19 protein-coding genes and 1 tRNA gene are annotated in these 16,827 nt (G+C 61.7%); 8 read left to right on the top strand and 12 right to left on the bottom strand.

Annotated features, from left to right (window positions below; all coding sequences use genetic code 11):
- The first annotated feature begins 6 nt into the window (after positions 1-6).
- On the top strand, positions 7-687 hold the full coding sequence (locus VFW72_RS00670; RefSeq protein ID WP_329672326.1) for an anaerobic ribonucleoside-triphosphate reductase activating protein: 681 nt from the start codon (positions 7-9) through the stop codon (positions 685-687).
- Here the strand turns inward: VFW72_RS00670 and VFW72_RS00665 are convergent, their stop codons facing one another.
- From VFW72_RS00665 to ispB, 4 genes are all read right to left on the bottom strand, one after another.
- A complete protein-coding gene (locus tag VFW72_RS00665; protein WP_329672325.1) occupies positions 688-2,010 on the bottom strand; it encodes an NnrS family protein in 1,323 nt (440 codons plus the stop codon). It lies immediately after the preceding gene.
- A 93-nt stretch (positions 2,011-2,103) separates the two neighbouring features.
- Positions 2,104-2,673, bottom strand: a complete 570-nt coding sequence (locus tag VFW72_RS00660; RefSeq protein WP_329672324.1) for a YbhB/YbcL family Raf kinase inhibitor-like protein — start codon at positions 2,671-2,673, stop codon at positions 2,104-2,106.
- A gap of 256 nt (positions 2,674-2,929) precedes the next feature.
- Positions 2,930-3,006: transfer RNA gene (locus VFW72_RS00655), tRNA-Pro, on the bottom strand.
- Positions 3,007-3,022: 16 nt separating this feature from the next.
- On the bottom strand, positions 3,023-4,006 hold the full coding sequence (gene ispB / locus VFW72_RS00650; RefSeq protein ID WP_329672323.1) for an octaprenyl diphosphate synthase: 984 nt from the start codon (positions 4,004-4,006) through the stop codon (positions 3,023-3,025).
- Positions 4,007-4,128: 122 nt separating this feature from the next.
- Between ispB and VFW72_RS00645 the strand changes: the two genes are divergently transcribed.
- Positions 4,129-5,427 carry an FAD-dependent monooxygenase gene (locus VFW72_RS00645; protein WP_329672322.1) on the top strand — a complete coding sequence of 433 codons (1,299 nt, stop codon included), beginning with the start codon at positions 4,129-4,131 and terminating at the stop codon, positions 5,425-5,427.
- A gap of 18 nt (positions 5,428-5,445) precedes the next feature.
- Here the strand turns inward: VFW72_RS00645 and VFW72_RS00640 are convergent, their stop codons facing one another.
- Together VFW72_RS00640 and VFW72_RS00635 are read right to left on the bottom strand one after the other, a co-directional pair.
- The gene (locus VFW72_RS00640) at positions 5,446-5,580 is read right to left on the bottom strand and encodes a hypothetical protein (RefSeq protein WP_329672321.1); all 135 of its coding nucleotides are present in this window, start codon (positions 5,578-5,580) and stop codon (positions 5,446-5,448) included.
- Between the two features lie 113 nt (positions 5,581-5,693).
- Positions 5,694-6,029 carry a hypothetical protein gene (locus VFW72_RS00635; RefSeq protein ID WP_329672320.1) on the bottom strand — a complete coding sequence of 112 codons (336 nt, stop codon included), beginning with the start codon at positions 6,027-6,029 and terminating at the stop codon, positions 5,694-5,696.
- 31 nt (positions 6,030-6,060) lie between these two features.
- On the opposite strand from VFW72_RS00635, the gene VFW72_RS00630 reads away from it, so the two are divergent.
- Positions 6,061-7,368: a glutamate-5-semialdehyde dehydrogenase gene (locus VFW72_RS00630; protein WP_414638756.1), complete on the top strand. Its 1,308-nt coding sequence runs from the start codon at positions 6,061-6,063 to the stop codon at positions 7,366-7,368.
- A gap of 53 nt (positions 7,369-7,421) precedes the next feature.
- The gene (locus VFW72_RS00625; RefSeq protein WP_329672347.1) at positions 7,422-8,171 is read left to right on the top strand and encodes a sulfite exporter TauE/SafE family protein; all 750 of its coding nucleotides are present in this window, start codon (positions 7,422-7,424) and stop codon (positions 8,169-8,171) included.
- A gap of 14 nt (positions 8,172-8,185) precedes the next feature.
- Here the strand turns inward: VFW72_RS00625 and VFW72_RS00620 are convergent, their stop codons facing one another.
- Positions 8,186-9,367 carry an SMP-30/gluconolactonase/LRE family protein gene (locus VFW72_RS00620; protein WP_329672319.1) on the bottom strand — a complete coding sequence of 394 codons (1,182 nt, stop codon included), beginning with the start codon at positions 9,365-9,367 and terminating at the stop codon, positions 8,186-8,188.
- 198 nt (positions 9,368-9,565) lie between these two features.
- Here VFW72_RS00620 and VFW72_RS00615 point away from each other — a divergent pair, with 198 nt between their 5' ends.
- Positions 9,566-9,835 carry a DUF2061 domain-containing protein gene (locus VFW72_RS00615; RefSeq protein WP_329672318.1) on the top strand — a complete coding sequence of 90 codons (270 nt, stop codon included), beginning with the start codon at positions 9,566-9,568 and terminating at the stop codon, positions 9,833-9,835.
- A 41-nt stretch (positions 9,836-9,876) separates the two neighbouring features.
- Here the strand turns inward: VFW72_RS00615 and VFW72_RS00610 are convergent, their stop codons facing one another.
- Positions 9,877-10,653: a ferredoxin--NADP reductase gene (locus VFW72_RS00610; protein ID WP_329672317.1), complete on the bottom strand. Its 777-nt coding sequence runs from the start codon at positions 10,651-10,653 to the stop codon at positions 9,877-9,879.
- Between the two features lie 191 nt (positions 10,654-10,844).
- On the opposite strand from VFW72_RS00610, the gene queC reads away from it, so the two are divergent.
- From queC to VFW72_RS00595, 3 genes are all read left to right on the top strand, one after another.
- Positions 10,845-11,564, top strand: a complete 720-nt coding sequence (gene queC / locus VFW72_RS00605) for a 7-cyano-7-deazaguanine synthase QueC (protein ID WP_329672346.1) — start codon at positions 10,845-10,847, stop codon at positions 11,562-11,564.
- A gap of 65 nt (positions 11,565-11,629) precedes the next feature.
- Complete coding sequence (locus tag VFW72_RS00600; RefSeq protein ID WP_329672316.1) at positions 11,630-12,223, top strand: LemA family protein; 594 nt, start codon at positions 11,630-11,632, stop codon at positions 12,221-12,223.
- 38 nt (positions 12,224-12,261) lie between these two features.
- Positions 12,262-14,178 carry a M48 family metalloprotease gene (locus VFW72_RS00595; protein ID WP_329672315.1) on the top strand — a complete coding sequence of 639 codons (1,917 nt, stop codon included), beginning with the start codon at positions 12,262-12,264 and terminating at the stop codon, positions 14,176-14,178.
- Positions 14,179-14,207: 29 nt separating this feature from the next.
- On the opposite strand, the gene VFW72_RS00590 is transcribed toward VFW72_RS00595, so the two are convergent.
- From VFW72_RS00590 to VFW72_RS00575, 4 genes are all read right to left on the bottom strand, one after another.
- The gene (locus tag VFW72_RS00590; protein WP_329672314.1) at positions 14,208-14,870 is read right to left on the bottom strand and encodes a chalcone isomerase family protein; all 663 of its coding nucleotides are present in this window, start codon (positions 14,868-14,870) and stop codon (positions 14,208-14,210) included.
- A 93-nt stretch (positions 14,871-14,963) separates the two neighbouring features.
- A complete protein-coding gene (locus VFW72_RS00585) occupies positions 14,964-15,944 on the bottom strand; it encodes a SphA family protein (RefSeq protein ID WP_329672313.1) in 981 nt (326 codons plus the stop codon).
- A 179-nt stretch (positions 15,945-16,123) separates the two neighbouring features.
- Complete coding sequence (locus VFW72_RS00580) at positions 16,124-16,393, bottom strand: HPr family phosphocarrier protein (protein WP_329672312.1); 270 nt, start codon at positions 16,391-16,393, stop codon at positions 16,124-16,126.
- The gene (locus VFW72_RS00575; protein WP_329672311.1) at positions 16,362-16,820 is read right to left on the bottom strand and encodes a PTS fructose transporter subunit IIA; all 459 of its coding nucleotides are present in this window, start codon (positions 16,818-16,820) and stop codon (positions 16,362-16,364) included. Before VFW72_RS00575 ends, VFW72_RS00580 begins: the two co-directional genes overlap by 32 nt.
- Between the last annotated feature and the right edge of the window lie 7 nt (positions 16,821-16,827).

Raw genomic sequence — 16,827 nt, 5'->3', positions numbered from 1 at the left:
CGCAGCATGCTGCAAGTGGGCGGCTTCGTGCCTTTGAGTACCACCGACTGGCCAGACCATCTGGCCTCGGTGGTCTTTGTGCAGGGCTGCCCTTGGCGCTGCCACTACTGCCACAACCCCGAATTGCAGTCTCGCGACGACACGGGGCAATGGTCGTGGCCCAAGCTGCTCGACAGACTGGCACAACGCCAGGGCTTGCTCGATGGTGTCGTGTTCAGCGGAGGCGAAGCCACCCTCGACCGGGCCTTGCCTGAGGTCATGCAGGCCGTTCGGCAACTGGGTTTGAAAGTGGGCCTGCACACCGCAGGCATGTACCCAGACCGGCTGGCAGCGGTGCTGCCGCTGACCGACTGGGTGGGCTTCGATGTGAAAGCCCATGTGGCCCAGTACGCCGCCGTGACCGATGTCCCCGGCAGCGGTGTCCCCGCCTGGCGCAGCCTGGTTCAGATGATTCAATCAGGCATCGCCCACGAGCTGCGCACCACTTATCACCCGCATCTGCATGACGATACCCAGATGCGCCAACTGGCGCAAACCCTGCGGGAACTGGGCGCAAAGGAATGGGTGATACAAGGCTTTCAACCCAGCCCTGACACCCATCAGAAACTGGGGCGTGTCAGACAGCAGGTACCAGAGGCACTGCTGGCCGAACTGAGAACCACCGGCCTGCGCATTGTGCTGCGTTGATCAGCCCGCTTTGCCATCCACCCGAGGCAAGCCATACCAGCGGCCATACCGCCATGCCCAGCCGCCCGTGGCCACCACCCACAGTGTGGCCGCCACCACGAGAATGCCTGCGCCGTACTGCGGCCACACCGCCGCGGCCATACGCGCCAGCACCGCCAACTGCAACACACCATACAAGGCCCAAGCCAGATCATCGGCGGTCAGCGTGCGACCGCTGTGACCACAACTGACGCGGGTGGCCATGGCCAGCAAGATGCTGCCCAGAAACCCCATGCTCAAGGCATGCAAGGGTGCCAGACCGAGGCCCACATGCCCCGCCACTTGCAAGCAGGCCGACACCGCGTCCAGCCCATACGCCACGCCCAACCACACAAAGCCCACGTGCAACATGGCCAGCAACCGAATCTTGAGACTCTGCACCAACCCCCATCGCACCGCCAGCGCCAGCACGCCGGTACCGGCCACCGCCGATACCGCGGCCCTGGTCAGCAGCGTTGCATCGTTTTGCGACCAGCCAAAGGTGTCCAGAACCACGCAGGCCCCATGCCACCAGGCCAGCGTCAGCAATGACCACAGCAGCCAGTAGGGCCGCCAGCCATCGAGCACAGGCACCGCTGCCGCCGTGAAGAAGGGGATCATGCGATGCGCCACGGCGGTGTACACCGGCACCACAAACCACCACAAGCCCAGGTAGGCACACATCCGTACCCACTCGATCTGGTCAAACAGCAAACTCAGCGCCGCCACCCACATCAGCACCGCGCCCAAACCGCACGACACAGCAATGAGGGTCGCATGCAAACGGTCTGCCACCAGGCTGCGGTGCACCAGCCAGGCAAATCGCCCACTCAACACCGACCAACCCGTTGCAGCCAAGGCCACACCGGCCGCAGCCAAAGGCTGACCGAGGTGCGTTCCCACGAGCAAGCCCAGCCACCCCAGCACACACGCCACCACAGGCTTGACCAAGATGGGTGCAGGCACCTCTGGCATGTGCAACCACTTGGGGCCGGCCGTGAACAGAAAGCCCACGAAAAACAGCGGCAGGAAGCCCAGACTCATGACCAGGGCATGCGAAAACGTGGCAATCGATGCATGATGCAGCGCCGGCATGGGCAACACCCGCCACAACAGTTCGAAGGCCCACCAAAGGGCCGCGGCGGCCATGACACAGGCGGCCGCAAAAAAGCCCAGCCGATGAGGGGCCCACAACAATCGCTGAGCCCGCCAGATGCGGGCATCAGGCGGCAAGACGACGGGGCCCTTGGCTGGGCGAGGTGCCGGCGCAACCGGCTGAATCTGGATGGGGGGACGAGGGTTCATGAGAAACGATTCTCAAAACCCTCTTCCCCCATGGCATTGACACAGCACAAGCCTGACCAACAGGACTAGTCCTGCTGGCCGATCATCCGGCCATCAACGGCTGTAGAACGCGGTGATCACAGCCTTGTCGATGGCATTGGCGTTGATCATGAAGCCGGCCAACGAGGCGGTGGCGTTGGCCGGCAGGTCCAGCTTGTCCACCTTCAAGGCGTACACGGTGAAGTAATACATGTGAGGTTCGCTGCCTTGGGGTGGGCAAGGACCACCCCAACCCGGGTTGCCGTAGTCGGTGGTGATTTGCTTGGCACCGGCAGGCAGGCCCTTGCCATCAACCGTGCCTGCGCCACGCGGCAGACCCGTGGTTGACGCGGGCAGGTTCAGCACCACCCAGTGCCAGAAACCGGCACCACCGGTGGGCGCATCGGGGTCGTGCACCATCACAGCAAAGCTCTTGGTACCGGCCGGGGCGTTTTTCCAGTTCAGTGCGGGCGAAATGTTCTGACCCGTGCAGCCAAAACCATTGAAGACCTGAGCGGCTGGAATGGGCTCATTGACTTTGATATCGGGGCTGCTGAGCTCCAGGCCTTCGGCCCGCACCACTTGAGTCGACAACATGGTGGCAACGCCCAGGGCGGCCAGCTTCAGAGTGCGCAGGATGGTCAAGTCAGTTCTCCTATGGATTTTGCGGAAGATGAAAAAAGGCTTCGATCTGCTGGGCAGTGTAACGAGACCTTACCGATTGCCAATAGGAAAACTTTCACGAAAAAGAGCACCACAATGCCAGTGGTTACGGGACTGTCCAAAAGGCGTCAGTGTGGCCAGCGGAATGGCGGAAACAGGGGCGACTGCACAGGCCTGCAGCAACAGTAAAGCAAAAGGGCTCTTCGTACCAGACGAAGAGCCCTTTGCAAAATGAAGTTGGTCGGGGTGAGAGGATTCGAACCTCCGGCCTCTACGTCCCGAACGTAGCGCTCTACCAGGCTAAGCTACACCCCGAGGCCTGTTGATGCGATCACGAGGATCGATTGATCGAATCGAATGCCAATTGTAGCAATGCGTCCCGGAATTCGGAGGGCGGCAAGGCGTTGAGACACTGCTTGGCCAACTCGGCTTGCGCCTGCGCGGCCTCACGCGTGGCCTGCAGTGCGCCGGTGGCTTTCACCACCTCGACGATTTGCGGCATGCGCTCGACCTCACCGTGAATGATGGCCTCGCGAATCAGTTGGCTTTGCTCGGGCGTGCCGCGTTGCATAGCCACCAGCAAGGGCAACGTGGGCTTGCCTTCGCGCAAGTCATCGCCAATGTTCTTGCCCAGCTCGGCGGTGCTGCCTTCGTAGTCCAGCAGGTCATCGATCAGCTGGAAAGCCGTGCCCAAGGTACGGCCATATGAAGCACACGCCTCTTCCACTTCCGCCGATGCGTCCATCAGCACCGCGCCCAGGCGCGCGCTGGCTTCAAACAGCTTGGCGGTCTTGTATTCAATGACCTTGAGGTAATCGTCGACAGAAATATCGGGGTCGTGCATGTTCATCAACTGCAAGACCTCGCCTTCGGCGATCACATTGGTGGCATCGGCCAGCACTTCCATCACACGCAGGCGGTTGGTCGACACCATCATCTGGAAGGCGCGCGAGTAAAGGAAGTCACCCACCAGCACGCTGGCAGCATTGCCGAACATGGCGTTGGCCGTTTTGCGCCCACGACGCAGGTCGGACTCGTCCACCACATCGTCGTGCAACAAGGTGGCGGTGTGAATGAACTCCACCACGGCGGCCAATTCATGGCGCTGAGGGCTGTCGCACCCCAAGGCACGCGCAATCAACAACAGCAACATGGGGCGAACGCGCTTGCCCCCTGCGTTGACGATGTAATGCGAGATCTGATTGACCAGCACCACTTCCGACGCCAGACGGCGATGAATCACCTGATCGACCTCGGCCATGTCCGAGGCAACAAGGGTGCGGTAGCTTGCAGCAGGGGTAGAAGTGGAAGACACGCTGGGATCAAGTCAGAGAGGCTGGAAGCCGGATTATAGAAAGCGCCACTTTTTTCATTCGGTTTCGGCGCGAAAATAGACTGCACGCCACCGCATCAAGCCGGCTTTTTTTGCATTGCATCATGACCTCCGCAAGCACTCAACTGGATTTTTCCCCCACTGTGTCCCTGGCCATCGTCGGAGCCGGCCCGGCTGGGCTGAGTCTGGCACTGCAAGCGGCACGCGCTCTGCCTGATGCCCGCATCACGGTGTTCGATGCGCGACCGGCCGACAAGGATGTCAGCGGCGACCCACGGACCCTGGCCTTGTCGCTGGGCACCGTGCAGGAATTGCAGCGCATGGGCGTGTGGGACACCATCCAGGCGGGGGGCGCCACCGCCGCCATTCGCGAGGTCCATGTCTCGCAACAACAGCCCACCGTGTTGTGGCCCGGACAAGATCAACCCGAGGTCCGCATCACCGCGACCGAACAGGGCGTCCCCCAACTCGGCGCAGTGCTCAGCTACGGCACCCTCGTTGCCCCGTTGCAACAAGCCTGGCAGTCGGCCTGCGCTCAACGCCCTCAGCAACTCAGCTTGCGCTTTGGCACCCCGGTCAAAGGCCTCAAGCCCACCGAGCAAGGCGTAGAAATCGACGCCGACATCGCCGAGTCCTTTGACCTGGCCGTGGTGGCTGAAGGTGGCGTGTTTGCCGACCAACCCAAGCTGACCTGGCCCGACGGCGTGAGTCGCGATTACGAACAAGTGGCCTGGGTGGGCACCGTCATGCTCAGCGCCGACACCCCTGTCGGCGTGGCTTACGAACGCTTCACCCCATCAGGCCCAGCGGCCTTGCTGCCGCTGCCGGCTGGATCTGTGAGTGCGGACGGCGTCACTGGCCCCCGCGCTGCCCTGGTGTGGTGTGTTCAACAGGGCGACGACCCCGTCAAGGAATTGAACGACGCCCAACGCCTGACCGTGCTCAACAGCTTGTTCCACCCACGCGTGGGCCCCATCACAGCTGTGTCGCCTTTGAAATGTTTCCCTCTGGGGCTCAATGCCCATCGCCGCCTGGTCAGCGATGGGGCCATTGTGCGCATTGGCAATGCCGCCCAAACCCTGCACCCGGTAGCGGGCCAAGGCTTCAACCTGGGCATGCGTGACGTGCATGAACTGCTGAGCGCCTTGCGCGATGCGCGCCCGGCCCAGTGCCAATCGGCCAGCGACAAGGCCTTGTGGATTCAACGTGCACTGAGGCGCTTTGAGCGCCGCCGCCAGCCCGATCGGGTGGCCCTGCTGGCCACCACCGACTTCCTGGCCCGCAGCTTCACCTACCCGGCCCCCATCTTGGCCACGGTGCGTGGCCTGGGCCTGGGTGCGGTGGGAGCCCTATCCCCTCTCAAGCGATTGATTGCCCGCTCGATGATGTTCGGCTGGCGCTGAGGGGCGGTGGCTGGCGCCTTACCAGGCCTGAGCCTGAGCCACGGACTGCGACAAGGCAGCCACTTCGGCGTCGGTTTGCGAGTGCAGCATGTACGCAGCGCACGCCACGATGGCAGCAAACAGGGTGTTCTGAAGCAGTTTCTTCTTGCGCATGGCAGCCTCCTTCAAGGATGGCTCCATGCTATGAAATGCGGCACTGCTGCGATCAAGGCATAAACGGGTCTTAACGGGCGCAAACAAACCAGAAACTCAGCCCGCAGGGCCGCCTAGCCCGCTTCTGCTTCGTAGGCCGCATCACACCCCACACCGGCTGCAATCATGCGGTGCACCCAACGCCACCACAGGCGGCGCCATAAAGGCGCCTTTCGGCCATCCACCCGAGGCCGAGCCCCCACATACGCCTGAGCCAGCACGCCACAGTGGTAGCGCCCCGCCTCCTGCGACCAAACCAATGCCCGGCACGCCCCGCTCCAGCGTCGGCTGACCACCACGCCCAGAGGGCACGGTTCCGCCAGGCAGCACACCCCGCAACCATTGCAGGGGGCGCCTTCTGGCGGTTTCGGAGGGGCCGAAGGATGAATGTGGATGACCTGATGCTGCATGGTGGCTCAGTGTTTGAGACAATCTTGCCTCATGAACACCTCGATTGCATCCCCCGACGCCGCCAAGCTGCCGGTTGACCAGTACATGACTGCCGTCGGGCAAGCTGCCCGCGTGGCCGCCACCGTGATGGCCGCCGCCTCGACGGCCGCGAAAAACAACGCCCTGCTGGCCCTGGCTCGCCAGATTCGCCAACACGCCGGTGAATTGAAAGCGCGCAACGAAGCCGACGTCATTGCCGCAGAAAAGAACGGCCTGTCGGCGCCCATGGTCGATCGCCTGCGCCTGACCGACAAGGTCATCGCCACCATGGCAGAAAGCTGCGAACAAGTCGCCGCCCTGCCCGACCCGATTGGCGAGATCACCAATGTGCGCCGCCGCCCCACTGGCATCAGCGTCGGCCAGATGCGGGTGCCCATCGGCGTGTTCGGCATGATCTACGAGTCGCGCCCCAACGTCACCATCGAAGCCGCGTCGCTGGCCATCAAGAGTGGCAACGCCTGCGTGCTGCGCGGCGGGTCAGAAGCCATTCACTCGAATCTGGCCTTGTGGAAACTGGTACAAGCCGCGCTGATCGAAGCCGGGCTGCCTGCCAATGCCGTGCAGCTGGTGCAGACCACCGACCGTGCCGCTGTGGGCCAGCTCATCACCATGCCGCAATATGTCGACGTGATCATTCCCCGCGGAGGCAAGGGCCTGATCGAGCGCATCAGCGCCGAAGCCCGCGTGCCGGTCATCAAGCACCTCGATGGCAACTGCCACACCTATGTCGACAGCGAAGTCGACCTGGACCTGGCCGTGAAGGTGACCGACAACGCGAAAACGCAAAAGTACAGCCCCTGCAATGCGACCGAGTCGCTGCTGGTGCATGCGAAGCAAGCCGCTGCCTTCCTGCCCCGCATTGGCAAGGTCTTTGCCGACAAGGGCGTGGAAATGCGGGCAGACGCCCGAGCCAAAGCCATTCTGGCCGACGTGCCCGGCGCGAACGTGGTCGACGCCACCGAGCAAGACTGGTACGAGGAATACCTCGCCCCCGTGATTGCCGTGAAAGTGGTGGACTCGCTCGACGAGGCCATTGCGCACATCAACCGCTACGGCTCGCACCACACCGATTCGATCCTGAGCACCAACCACCCCAACGCCATGCGCTTCATTCGCGAGGTCGATTCGGCCAGCGTGATGATCAATGCCTCCACCCGCTTCGCTGATGGGTTTGAGTACGGCCTGGGTGCTGAAATCGGCATCAGCACCGACAAGTTCCACGCCCGTGGCCCCGTCGGTCTGGAAGGACTGACCTCGATGAAGTTCGTGGTGCTGGGCCAGGGCGAAATCCGCACCTGAATTCAGCCCCGATTGTTTTGAGCCTCGACCTCAACGCCGTCAACATCAGCCTGATGTTGGCGGCTTCGACTTTGGCCGGCCTGGTTGACGCCATCGTGGGCGGCGGCGGCCTGATCATGGTGCCGTCGCTGTTCGGCCTGTTCCCCCAGGCCCTGCCCGCCACCTTGCTGGGCACCAACAAAGCGGCCTCAATCTGGGGCACGGGCTGGGCGGCCTGGCAGTATGCCAAGCGTGTCAAACTGCCCTCGGCCCGCTTGTGGGGCGCCATGGCCGCTGCCATGTTGGGGGGCGTTGTGGGTGCCTGGCTGGCCACCCAGGTGCCTGCCCAGCGTTTCCGTGTGGCCCTGCCCATGGTGCTGGCCGCCGTGTGGGTCTACACCCTGTGGCGCAAAGACATGGGGCACACCCATGCACCCCATTGGACGCCCCGCCAGGAGGCCGTGCTGGCCACCGCACTGGGCGGCACCGTGGGCTTTTACGACGGCGTATTTGGCCCAGGCACCGGCAGCTTTTTCGTGTTTGCGCTGGTGCGCGGCCTGGGGTGGGACTTCCTGCACGCCAGCGCAGCGGCCAAGCGGCTGAACTTCGCCACCAACCTGGCCTCGCTGGCCTGGTTCATTCCCCACGGCCATGTGGCCTGGGCCCTGTCATTGCCCATGGCCGTGGCCAATGTGGCTGGCAGCACCATCGGCACGCACCTGGCTTTGAAACATGGCACGCGCTTTGTGCGCGGGGTGTTTCTGTGCGTGGTCGGCGCCCTGATCCTCAAGACCGCCTGGGATGCCTGGCGCCTACTTCCCTGATGGTGTGCCCTGATTTACTTCCCTGAGTAGGGCAACCAGGCCAGGCTGCGCGCGTGCAAGCTTTGAATGAACAGCTTGCCGTCTGCCTCGGTGGCTGAGGTGGTTTCCGGATAAGCGCCCTTCGGATCTTGCAGGTCATCCACCACCCGGCCCTGCTCGTCAAACGCGATCACGTGGCCATACGCTTTGGGCACAGGCCACAAGGCGCGAGGCAAACGCAACACCACCTGACGCAGGGCGGGCCATGCCGCCATCTTGTCCACCAAAGGGCTGCGAGGTTTGGTCAGCCCCACCCACAAACGGCCGCTGTCGCTGCGCATGAGGTTGTCGGGGTAACCCGGCAGGTTATCCACCAACACCATGGCTGCGCCTTGCGCCAAAGCCTGATCCACCGCCGGTGTCGCCCCCAAACCGCTCAAACGCGCGAGGTCGAGCTTGAGAATGCGGTAGCTGCCTGTTTCCGACAGGAACAGCGTACGACCATCGGGGGTGACGGCCACGCCATTGGGAAAGCACAAGCCCGTCAAAGCCACACGGCTCTTCAAGGACTGCGGATCCACCGCGATCAGGCGACCGGTGCAGCTGTGCTCGAGGATGTCGAGCACGCTGGCTTCGAAGGTGCTGCCCAATTCCTTCGCACCGAAGCGGCGCGAGGCATCGGTCAGCCACAAGGTGCCATCGGGGGCCACTTTCACGGCATCGGCATAGCGCACAGGGTCTTGCGCCTCCGGGTGGTCAACCTGGGTCAACAGCGTCTCGACCTTGGCTTGCTCGCCCTGGCCCGTGATACGCAACAGGCCCTTGAAAGCATCCGCCACCAGCATGCGCCCCTGTGCATCAAAGTCGATGCCAAGCGGTCGCCCACCGGTATTCAGCACCACCGACTGGTTCTGCCCGTCTGGGCTGAATTTCAGCACCTCACCGTGCGCCAAGCCTGTATACAGAGCCCCCTGGTAAGCCACGATGTGCTCGGGGCCCTCCTGCCCCGCCGGCAACGCCGCCTGCTGCAGCGCGGCCAATCGTTCATTGGGTGAGTGAGCGCCCACATAACCAGCATCCTTCGGCGCATCCCAAGCCACGGGCTCGACGCCGGTGGGCCAGAAAGCCAGATAGGCCACCAACGCAGCCATTGGGGTCGCCCACGAGGCCAACCACTGCACACGCCCGGTTTGGCGTCGAGAAGAAGTCAGATTCATACACACATCCTGGTCGAATTTCTGAATCGCACGCCATCAGCCCATTTCAGATGGCGAGAAGAAGAAAAGCGCAAGGTACCAGCAAGGCACCGCAAGGGCAAATGCTATCAGCGCAATTTATTCGATTGACTGGACCAATCAACCTTGGATCAGCACAATCACTTCATCGCATCCACAGACACACACCAGGAGACCACCATGGCAAAAACCGCAACCTTCGGCCTCATGCATGTGGCCACATCGTTCACCGTCACCTATGCATTGACGGGCAGTGTGACCATTGCTGGCGTGGTGACCTTTGTCGAGCCCGTGGTCAACACCGTGATGCACTACTTCTTCGACAAGTACTGGGATCACCCCCGTGCGGTGGCCGTGCGCCAGGCCATGACCATCAAGCCTGCGCATCGCTCGATTCGTGGCGCCCAAAACGAAAACCCCGGAGTGGGTCACACGGCCGGGGCTTCTTGAAACCTGTGCAGCCCAAGGCCGCCAGGTGACAGGGGGAGAAATTACTTCTCGACGAATGCGCGCTCGATCACATAGTCGCCGGGCACGCCTTGCGATGGCGAGACCTGGAAGCCACGGGCGTCCAGGATCTTGCACAGGTCGGTCAGCATGGAGGGGCTGCCGCACATCATGGCGCGGTCGGTGTGCGGGTTCAGCGGGGCCATGCCCAGATCGGCGGCCATCTTGCCGTTTTCGATCAGGTCGGTCAGGCGGCCCTGGTTGCGGAACTCTTCACGGGTCACCAGCGGGTAGTACACCAGCTTCTCGCGAATGAGCTCGCCCAGCAGTTCGTGGTCGGGCAGCTCTTGCGTGATGAAGTCGTGATAGGCCAGCTCGCTGACGGTGCGCACACCGTGCACCAGCACCACCTTCTCGAACTTCTCGTAGGTGTAGGGGTCTTGAATGATGCTCATGAACGGCGCCAAGCCGGTGCCGGTACCGAACAGGTACAGGTTCATGGCGGGCTTGAGGTCATCTACAACCAAAGTACCCACAGCCTTGCGGCTCACCAGAATCTTGTCGCCCACCTTCAAGTGCTGCAGGCGGGAGGTGAGCGGGCCATTGGGCACCTTGATGCTGAGGAACTCGAGGTGTTCTTCGTAATTGGCGCTGGCAATCGAGTAGGCGCGCATCAGAGGCTTGCCGTCGACTTCGAGGCCGATCATCACGAAGTGGCCACTGGCGAATCGCAAGGCGGGGTCACGTGTGGTCTTGAAGCTGAACAGCGTGTCGTTCCAGTGGTGAACGTGGGTGACGGTCTCTTGGTTGAAAGCAGCCATAACGGTTCCTGAAGAACCTGCACAATGCAGGTCGGGCTCTCGAAAACCCTCTATTGTCGCTTAGCTTCGACCGCATAGCCACCCCGTGATCAAATGCAGGGGCACAGTCAGGTTATTCAGGTCATTTTTTGTCGATTCGACGCCCCCTTTGTTGCAGCCTCACCATGTCTTACCGGTCCTCCAAGGCATCCATGTCAACCGATCCCCGCGCCGCTCTGGTGGTGTTTTCTGGTGGGCAAGACTCCACGGCCTGTCTGGCTTGGGCGCTGGAGCGCTACGCCCGGGTTGAGACCATCGGCTTCGACTACGGCCAACGTCACCGAATTGAGCTGGATGGACGTGAGCCCATACGCCAGGCCTTGGCCCAATTACGGCCGGAGTGGGCGGCCAAACTGGGCCCCGATCACCTGCTGGACTTGAAACTGCTGGGCCAGATTTCCGATACGGCGCTGACCGAGTCGCGCGCCATCGAAATGCAAGCCAATGGGCTGCCCAACACCTTCGTGCCAGGTCGCAACCTGCTGTTTCTGAACTTTGCCGCCTCGGTGGCCTACCGACGTGGGCTGAGTGTGCTGGTGGGAGGCATGTGCGAAACCGACTACTCGGGATACCCAGACTGCCGCGACAACACACTCAAGGCCCTCCAGGTGGCCATGAGCCTGGGCCTGGACACCCCAATGACGGTCGAGACCCCCCTGATGTGGCTGACCAAGGCTCAAACCTGGGCCCTGACTGACGACATCGGTGGCAATGCACTCAATGAGTTGATCATCGAACACACGCACACCTGCTACCTGGGCGACCGCCAACAGCGCCACCCCTGGGGCTATGGCTGCGGCCAGTGCCCGGCATGCCAATTGCGAGCGGAGGGCTACTTTCAGTGGAAATCAGACAACTTGCCCAGCCGATAGCGTCCCTGGCCTGACAATGGCGCCCCACACTCACAAGACCCCAACAAACTATTCAAGGAGTTCGCATGCCCGCTTCGCAAATCATTGCCCTGTCCGTGCTGGCCTTTGTGGTGTTCTGGGCCGTGGGCGCCTACAACCGCCTGATCCGGTTGCGCAATGAAATCAGCAACGCTTTTGCGCAGATCGACGTGCAACTCAAGCGCCGTCACGACCTCATCCCCAACTTGGTCGAGGTGGCACGCAAATTTCTGGAACACGAACGCGACACCCTGGAGCGCGTGACCGCAGCGCGCGCTCAGGTCATTGCCGCAGCCAATCTGGTCAAAAGCCGCCCCAACCAGGCCGGCCCCATTCAAAGCCTGAGCATGGCCGAAGGCGTGCTGGCCAATGCCATGGCGCAATTCAAAGCCGTGGTCGAGGCCTACCCCGAACTGAAGGCCGATCAGACCATGCGCGACCTGAGCGAAGAGCTCACCCACACGGAAAACAAGGTGGCCTTCTCGCGCCAGCTGTTCAACGACGTGACCCTGGACTACAACAACGCGGCACACCAGTTCCCTGCCAACATCGTGGCCAGCCTGTTCGGCTTCAAGACCGCCGCCATGCTACAGGCCACCCAGACAGAGGCCGAACGCGCGCCCGTCAAGGTCAACTTCTGAACCAGCCCGCTCGCGCCTGACTTCCGCCCCCATTGACCATGAAATTCCGGCAGCACCAGGAACGAGCGCACTCGCAGACCCTGCGCCTGTTCGCCTGGTTTGCCTTGCTGCTGATCGCGCTGACCGGTGCAATCAACCTGCTTCTGGCTCTGGTCTACAAACTCATCATGCCCCTGTCGCAGGGCTACCCCGCCCTGTTTTTCGAAACGAATACGGCAGTGGTCGTGCTGTTCGTATTGGGCGGCGCCTGGGTTGAAACCCAACGTCTGCGTGAAGGCGGAGGCCCCCGCATCGCCCACTGGATGGGCGGACGCGAAATCACCGACCCCGACGATGCCCTCGAGCGCCGGCTCATCAACGTGGTCGATGAAATGGCCCTGTCGAGCGGCCAGCCCTTGCCCCGTGTGTATGTGCTGACCAAGGAAGACGCCATCAACGCCTTCGTAGCCGGCTGGGATGCTCAGGACATGGTGCTGTGCGTGACCCGAGGCGCGCTGGAACGACTCAACCGCGCCGAACTGCAGGGCCTGGTGGCCCACGAGTTTGGTCACATCAAGGAAGAAGACCTGCCCCTGTGCATGCGCATGCTCGCCCTGGTCTGGGGCCTGTCCTTGATTCATGGATACGGTCAGACCCTGATGGCCCGCGACGAGCGAGGCCGCGTCCGCGCTGAACTCTGGCTGATTGGCCTGGTCTTTGCCACACTGGGTTGGCTGGGCTGGTTTGCAGGACGCCTGTTGCAAGCAGCGGTTTCCCGCCAACGCGAGTACCTGGCCGACGCCAACGCCATCCAGTTCACCCGTTCTCGTGAAGGGCTGGGCAATGTGCTGCGCAAGATCTGGCATGACCAGGAGGTGTTGACAGGCCGCATGCGCAGCCCCCACGCTGAAATGATTGCTGCCTTGCTGATGTACGACGGAGCCTACGCTTCGTGGCTGGCCACCCACCCCCGACTGCAAGACCGCATCCGACGCATTTGTGGGGCCGTATTGCCCCCACTGCCTGCGCCTCTGTTGAGAGTCGAAGTGGTCGAACCACGCCGACGTGCGATGACCACATCTGTGGCCTCACCGTTCACCGCGGCGCTGCATGCAGCACCGCGCGCTGACTCAGCGGCCGCCATTGCGCAACGAGCCGAACAGGAGCGCCAGGCCCGTCTGGCCCAAGATCAGGATGCTTGCGCCCGACTTCACCGACTCACCGGACCCACAGAACAACGGCTGGCCGTCCTGGCCCTGATGCTTGACCCCCACAACAGCAAAGAACGGACGCTGTGGATGCAATTGGGCCAAGGCCTCAGCCATGCGCCGCAGATTCTGGAAGATGTGCTGGCCCTGCTGCCGCAACGCCGTGTTCCCGAATTCGAGCGCCTGACCAGCCTGATTGCCAACCGCCCCTTGGACGAAAAGCGCACCCTGGCGGAAACGGCGCGTGATCTGCTACGCGTCGATGGCCGAGTCAGCCCGCAAGATCGCCTGTGGTGGATGGCGTTGCGCCACCGAATGGGGGTCGGACCCAAAGCCCATCCTTACCCACGCCCTTTGTCAGGTGGCAGTGGGCGCGAGCTCAACGCCCTCGAGCCTGGAGAATTACGCGACGTTGCCGCGCTCACGTCCTATTTGGCCCGCTTCATTCCAGAGCCCGAAACCCGTGACGGCCCCACGGCCGCTGGCCGAGCCTGGTTTGCCGCCGTCATGTTGCGCTGTGCTGCCCCCACCGAGCAAAGGCAACTGACCACCCCACCCGACGCAGACGCACTGGCTCACGCCCTGGCTGGCGTTCAGGAAATGTCGTGGATCGTTCGCCCGGTCTTGCTGCGCGCCTGGGTGGAAGAAGCGTTAAACCACAGCCCGCAAGGCTTGATGTCACACGCAACAGCAGACGCACTAAGACTAACGGCAGGGCTGATTGACTCACCCCTGCCGCCTGTATTGGAATCTCACTACCAGCTCTGACAGCTGACGCGTAGTGACTCGCCGTCAGATCAATCGTCTTTGCTATGCAGCTTGGTCAAGCCCAGCAAGCCGTTGCGCAATTCGTCGGGGGCACTGGGGCCCAGATACATGCGCATATAGATCTGATAAGCCAATTCATCTTTGATCACCAGCGGTACACCTGCCTCGATCATGACCGGCTTGTTATTGATCGCAGCGGTCCAACCGGTACCGGGCACCCAGTCCAGATTCACCACGTCGCCACGGTTCACGCTCTTGATATTGCCGTAGGCCTGGCCAATCTGGCCCACCACGGTAATCAGCTTCTTGAACTCTTCATCGGTGGCCGACTGCTTGAAATCCGCCACGAAGATGCGCGAGATGGTGCCCGAGGTGAATTCGCGAAGGATATTCAACTGAATACGCCGAGGACCGTCCAACTTGAAGATCGCATCTGGGTTGGTGCGCTTTTCGGGCATGTACAAAGCCGTCACGTCAGCCTTGAAATAGCCGCGCTTGCGAACTGCCGCGCCATTGAGCACCAGCTTCTTGCCACCCACCATGGCGGTATCAGCCACGGTAACGCCCTCGAGTTCGACACCCGCATGGGCTGATGTCACCCAAGGGCCCAAAGTGGTCGCCGCTGCAGCACCCAACAGCAATTTGCGACGCAGACCATTGACTTCTGAACGCGGATCCAAGGTATCAGACATGAGAAAAATGCTCCAATAGACCGACGGGTACTTCGACGAAGGCCGCAAGAACTTGCTGCCTTCGTCCACCGCAATAAGGAACTACTACCGAAATTACAGCGGCTTGGACAGAGTCAGCCAGAACACCTTGCCTTCGGTGCGGTTCTTGGCGTCGAATTCCTTCAGGAACTTGCCTTCCAGCAGGAACTCGCCACCGTTCTTCAGCCATGCCACAGCAGGACCGACTGCGTTCACGCTGGTCTTGTTGCTCACAGTCAGCGCTGCGCCGCAGGACACGTCTTGCGCATCTGCTGCCTTACAGGTGTCCTTGTTGATCTGGCGGACGAAGTAGCCTTGCAGGCCGACGCGGACGTCTTCCGTCACAAACTTCATGGCCTGCCAGTCGACATTGAACATGTTGCCGGAGTAGTAGCCCGTCGCCTTGTTACGGGTGTTGAAGGACAACACGGCGCGACCACCCACATCCCAGCCATCGCCAATGAAAGCGTACTGGAACGAGGGGCGGAAGGTGAAGAAGTTGCCGTAACCCAGGTTGGTGACACGGCTGGCGTCGTATTCACCGGTGGGCAGAATCAAGGTGGGCACGAAGTTGGCAGCCTGGTGATCGCCAATTTCCCAGTGAACCAGTGGGCCGAACTCCAGATCGCCAATGCCGGTAAACTGACCCGAGCGGCTGGCCAACTTGGTGCCGTTGAACTTGACGTCGGCCTTGCGCTGGCCAATTGGCAGCATGGCGGTGAAACCGAGGTTGCCACCCAGCACGCGCTCGGTGCTCACGAAGGTCAGGCGGTTCAGGAATGCGGTGGTCGCCGCATTGAAGGTCACGGCGCCATTGAACTGTTCGTTGACCGACCGACCAGCAGAGTCAGGCTTGTCGTCGGCCTTGTAAGACACCATGGCCGTCTGCCAGTACCAACCAGGCACAACAGGAGAGGTCATGTCACTGCCGCCCACGCCGGCGGAATAACGCTGCAGACCATTTTCAGCGGCCATCGACGCCGCAGAGGCAACCAGCGACAGAGCGAAAACCGAGGTCTTCACGGCTGCGTGGCGAATTGAAAATGACTGGCTCATACGTTGCATCATGACTCCTTGAAAAAGCCGTATCGAAAAAGCGAAACAGGTGTCGATACTGTGCCCTGTTTTGTATGGATTTGTGTCAGCGAGTGTCGCCGGGTCACCACGAGTTCACGGTCATAGTACCGGTTCCACCCGTCAATTCACGCTTTAACTGACGCCAGCAATATCAGGGTTTACTCGCCCTCGCCGAATTTGTCATTAATCAGGGCTTCAATCGCCTTGCTGGCTTCCTCTTCGCGATTCCCATCGCACTCGAGTTCAACGGTACTACCCAGTCCCGCCGCCAGCATCATCACGCCCATAATACTTTTCGCATTAACCCGTCGGTCATTCCTTGTCAGGAATATCTCACAAGGGAAACTACTAGCCAGTTTGGTTAATTTGGCAGAAGCCCTGGCGTGCAAACCCAGCTTATTGCTGATGGTGACGGTGGTCTTGATCATGAGTCGTCTGAATAACCTGATTTTGAGGACGGCTGGTCGCGATTTGCATGACCCCCTGAGACCCGCCAGCGACCGCTCGGGTAATCAAGGATTCAAGGGGCTCATTGGCGTAATTCAAGGCTCGCCACAGCATGGGCACGTTGGCCCCGGTGATGACCTTCACGTGCACCCCGTCAGCCAGGCGCTGCACCGTGTTGCAGGGTGTCGCGCCAAACACGTCGGCCAGGATCAGGGCTTCGCCTCGGGCGTCTGAGGCCAGCGCCTGGGCCAGCAGCAGTCGCGCCTGGGCCTCGATCTCGTCGGCCGGCAAATTCGGCTGCACATCGAGCGCTTGCAAGCTTTGCGCCGCTTCGGGAAAGCAATGCTGCGCGGCCAGCTTCAAGGCGGAAGCCAGCGGAGCATGCGCAATGATGAAGAGGCCGGGCATAGATGTT

The sequence above is a fragment of the Aquabacterium sp. genome, from assembly GCF_036273115.1.
In the GTDB taxonomy this organism is placed as follows: Bacteria; Pseudomonadota; Gammaproteobacteria; order Burkholderiales; family Burkholderiaceae_C; genus Aquabacterium.
The sequence above is the reverse complement of the archived record's forward strand: the minus strand, read 5'-3'. Positions and strand labels throughout refer to the sequence as shown.

What these genes read in the sequence shown, in the direction of transcription:
- VFW72_RS00670 (WP_329672326.1), top strand. Translation starts at nt 7, where the DNA reads ATGCTGCAAGTGGGCGGCTTCGTGCCTTTGAGTACCACCGACTGGCCA.
- VFW72_RS00665 (WP_329672325.1), bottom strand. Translation starts at nt 2,010, where the DNA reads ATGAACCCTCGTCCCCCCATCCAGATTCAGCCGGTTGCGCCGGCACCT.
- VFW72_RS00645 (WP_329672322.1), top strand. Translation starts at nt 4,129, where the DNA reads ATGACCTCCGCAAGCACTCAACTGGATTTTTCCCCCACTGTGTCCCTG.
- VFW72_RS00640 (WP_329672321.1), bottom strand. Translation starts at nt 5,580, where the DNA reads ATGCGCAAGAAGAAACTGCTTCAGAACACCCTGTTTGCTGCCATCGTG.
- VFW72_RS00635 (WP_329672320.1), bottom strand. Translation starts at nt 6,029, where the DNA reads ATGCAGCATCAGGTCATCCACATTCATCCTTCGGCCCCTCCGAAACCG.
- VFW72_RS00630 (WP_414638756.1), top strand. Translation starts at nt 6,061, where the DNA reads ATGAACACCTCGATTGCATCCCCCGACGCCGCCAAGCTGCCGGTTGAC.
- VFW72_RS00625 (WP_329672347.1), top strand. Translation starts at nt 7,422, where the DNA reads ATGTTGGCGGCTTCGACTTTGGCCGGCCTGGTTGACGCCATCGTGGGC.
- VFW72_RS00620 (WP_329672319.1), bottom strand. Translation starts at nt 9,367, where the DNA reads ATGAATCTGACTTCTTCTCGACGCCAAACCGGGCGTGTGCAGTGGTTG.
- VFW72_RS00615 (WP_329672318.1), top strand. Translation starts at nt 9,566, where the DNA reads ATGGCAAAAACCGCAACCTTCGGCCTCATGCATGTGGCCACATCGTTC.
- VFW72_RS00610 (WP_329672317.1), bottom strand. Translation starts at nt 10,653, where the DNA reads ATGGCTGCTTTCAACCAAGAGACCGTCACCCACGTTCACCACTGGAAC.
- queC (WP_329672346.1), top strand. Translation starts at nt 10,845, where the DNA reads ATGTCAACCGATCCCCGCGCCGCTCTGGTGGTGTTTTCTGGTGGGCAA.
- VFW72_RS00600 (WP_329672316.1), top strand. Translation starts at nt 11,630, where the DNA reads ATGCCCGCTTCGCAAATCATTGCCCTGTCCGTGCTGGCCTTTGTGGTG.
- VFW72_RS00595 (WP_329672315.1), top strand. Translation starts at nt 12,262, where the DNA reads ATGAAATTCCGGCAGCACCAGGAACGAGCGCACTCGCAGACCCTGCGC.
- VFW72_RS00590 (WP_329672314.1), bottom strand. Translation starts at nt 14,870, where the DNA reads ATGTCTGATACCTTGGATCCGCGTTCAGAAGTCAATGGTCTGCGTCGC.
- VFW72_RS00585 (WP_329672313.1), bottom strand. Translation starts at nt 15,944, where the DNA reads ATGAGCCAGTCATTTTCAATTCGCCACGCAGCCGTGAAGACCTCGGTT.
- VFW72_RS00580 (WP_329672312.1), bottom strand. Translation starts at nt 16,393, where the DNA reads ATGATCAAGACCACCGTCACCATCAGCAATAAGCTGGGTTTGCACGCC.
- VFW72_RS00575 (WP_329672311.1), bottom strand. Translation starts at nt 16,820, where the DNA reads ATGCCCGGCCTCTTCATCATTGCGCATGCTCCGCTGGCTTCCGCCTTG.